The following is a 2500-nucleotide window of genomic DNA, read 5'->3' as shown; positions in this document are numbered from 1 at the left end:
GTTAAGTGATTAAGTCATGCAGCCGAAGCGAAAGCGAGTCTTAACAGGGCGCTTAGTCAGCAGTAGTAGACGCGAAACTTTGTGATCTACCCATGAGCAGGGTGAAGTGTGGGTAACACCACATGGAGGCCCGAACCAGTTGACGTTGAAAAGTCTTTGGATGACTTGTGGGTAGGGGTGAAAGGCCAATCAAACTGAGAGATAGCTCGTACTCCCCGAAATGCTTTTAGGAGCAGCGTATGGGTGAGTTTGCTAGAGGTAGAGCTACCAATTGGACTAGGGGGAGTCAAATCCTACCAAATCCAGATGAACTCCGAATGCTAGTAAATATACCATACAGTGAGGGTTGGGGTGCTAAGGTCCCAATCCGAGAGGGAAAGAACCCAGACCTACAGCTAAGGTCCCAAAATCTATGCTAAGTTGAACTAAGGGGGTCCAGTTGCTTAGACAGCCAGGATGTTGGCTTGGAAGCAGCCATTCATTTAAAGAGTGCGTAACAGCTCACTGGTCGAGCGACAGGGCATCGATAATAATCGGGCATCAAGTGTAGTACCGAAGCTTAGGATGTATTTATACATGGTAGGGGAGCATTCTCTAGGCGGAGAAGGTGTGCTGTGAGGCATGCTGGAGCGTAGAGAAGCGCAAATGTAGGCATAAGTAACGATAATGCGGGCGAGAAACCCGCACACCGATAGACCAAGGTTTCCCCGGCAATGCTAATCAGCCGGGGGTTAGTCAGGACCTAAGGCGAACCCGAAGGGGGTAGTCGATGGACAACGGGTTAATATTCCCGTACCACCTTTATTTTCGATGGGGTGACGGAGTAGTGAAAGCACCGCGTACTGACGGAATAGTACGTTGAAGGGTGTAGGTATTGGACGAGTAGGTAAATCCGCTTGTCTAGCTGAACCTGATAGTACCACAATGCTACGGCAGCGTGGATAGTGTGCCTAATCATACTTCCAAGAAAAACCTCTAAGGTTAGGATAAAGGTGCCTGTACCGGAAACCGACACAGGTAGTCAAGGAGAGAATCCTGAGGTGCTCGAGTGATTCATGGCTAAGGAACTAGGCAAAATGGCCCTGTAACTTCGGGAGAAGGGGCCCCTACTTCGGTAGGGCGCAGTGAAAAGGCCCAGGCGACTGTTTATCAAAAACACATGGCTTTGCGAAATTGAAAGATGATGTATAAGGCCTGACACCTGCCCGGTGCTGGAAGGTTAAGGGGGGATGTTAGCTTCGGCGAAGCATTGAACTGAAGCCCCAGTAAACGGCGGCCGTAACTATAACGGTCCTAAGGTAGCGAAATTCCTTGTCGGGTAAGTTCCGACCTGCACGAATGGTGTAACGATCTGGGCACTGTCTCGGCCATGAGCTCGGTGAAATTGTAGTAGCGGTGAAGATGCCGCTTACTCGCAACGGGACGAAAAGACCCCGTGAACCTTTACTATAGCTTCACATTGGTATTGGGTAAATGATGTGTAGGATAGGCGGGAGACTCTGAAGCTGCGTCGCCAGGCGTGGTGGAGTCGTTGGTGAAATACCGCCCTTTATTTATCTGATGCCTAATCCGGAAACGGAGACAGTGTGTGGTGGGTAGTTTGACTGGGGTGGTCGCCTCCAAAAGTGTAACGGAGGCTTTCAAAGGTACCCTCAGCATGTTTGGTAATCATGCGTGGAGTGCAATAGCATAAGGGTGCTTGACTGTGAGACTCACAAGTCGATCAGGGTCGAAAGACGGATATAGTGATCCGGTGGTTCTGTATGGAAGGGCCATCGCTCAAAGGATAAAAGGTACTCCGGGGATAACAGGCTGATCTCCCCCAAGAGCTCACATCGACGGGGAGGTTTGGCACCTCGATGTCGGCTCGTCACATCCTGGGGCTGGAGAAGGTCCCAAGGGTTGGGCTGTTCGCCCATTAAAGTGGCACGCGAGCTGGGTTCAGAACGTCGTGAGACAGTTCGGTCTCTATCTGTTGCGAGCGTAAGAAACTTGAGAAGATCTGACTTTAGTACGAGAGGACCGAGTTGGACTAACCGCTGGTGTACCAGTTGTCTCGCCAGGGGCATTGCTGGGTAGCTATGTTGGGAAGGGATAAGCGCTGAAAGCATCTAAGCGCGAAACCCACTTCAAGATGAGGTTTCTTTAAAGGGACGTTATAGATGATGACGTTGATAGGCTGCAGGTATATAGGTAGTAATATCAGAGCTGAGCAGTACTAATTACCCGTAAGCTTTCTTGTCGAGTCCCCCCTATGCAGGGGGAGATGATGAACTCGCTTTATATTTTTCAGAGAATCTTTCACAGATATATGTCATGTAGCTACTAAGTAGATAGTACTTAGTTATTAAGAAATAAAGTCCAAATGGACCAAGACTTTATGGTGATTATTGCGGTGGGGTCCACCTCTTCCCATTCCGAACAGAGAAGTTAAGCCCACCAGCGCCGATGGTACTGCAGTAACATGTGGGAGAGTAGGTCGTCGCCAGCTTATTATAAA

Annotated in this window: 2 rRNA genes (1 of these 2 cut by a window edge); both read left to right on the top strand. The window is 49.5% G+C overall.

What is annotated here, in order from left to right:
- A 23S ribosomal RNA gene (locus NXS00_RS26805) occupies positions 1-2242 on the top strand; it begins 623 nt to the left of the window's first position.
- Positions 2243-2379: 137 nt separating this feature from the next.
- Positions 2380-2491 (top strand): 5S ribosomal RNA (rrf, locus tag NXS00_RS26800).
- Positions 2492-2500: the final 9 nt, after the last annotated feature.

It is taken from the genome of Marinoscillum pacificum (assembly GCF_024714495.1).
Lineage (GTDB): Bacteria > Bacteroidota > Bacteroidia > Cytophagales > Cyclobacteriaceae > Marinoscillum > Marinoscillum pacificum.
The sequence above is the reverse complement of the archived record's forward strand: the minus strand, read 5'-3'. Positions and strand labels throughout refer to the sequence as shown.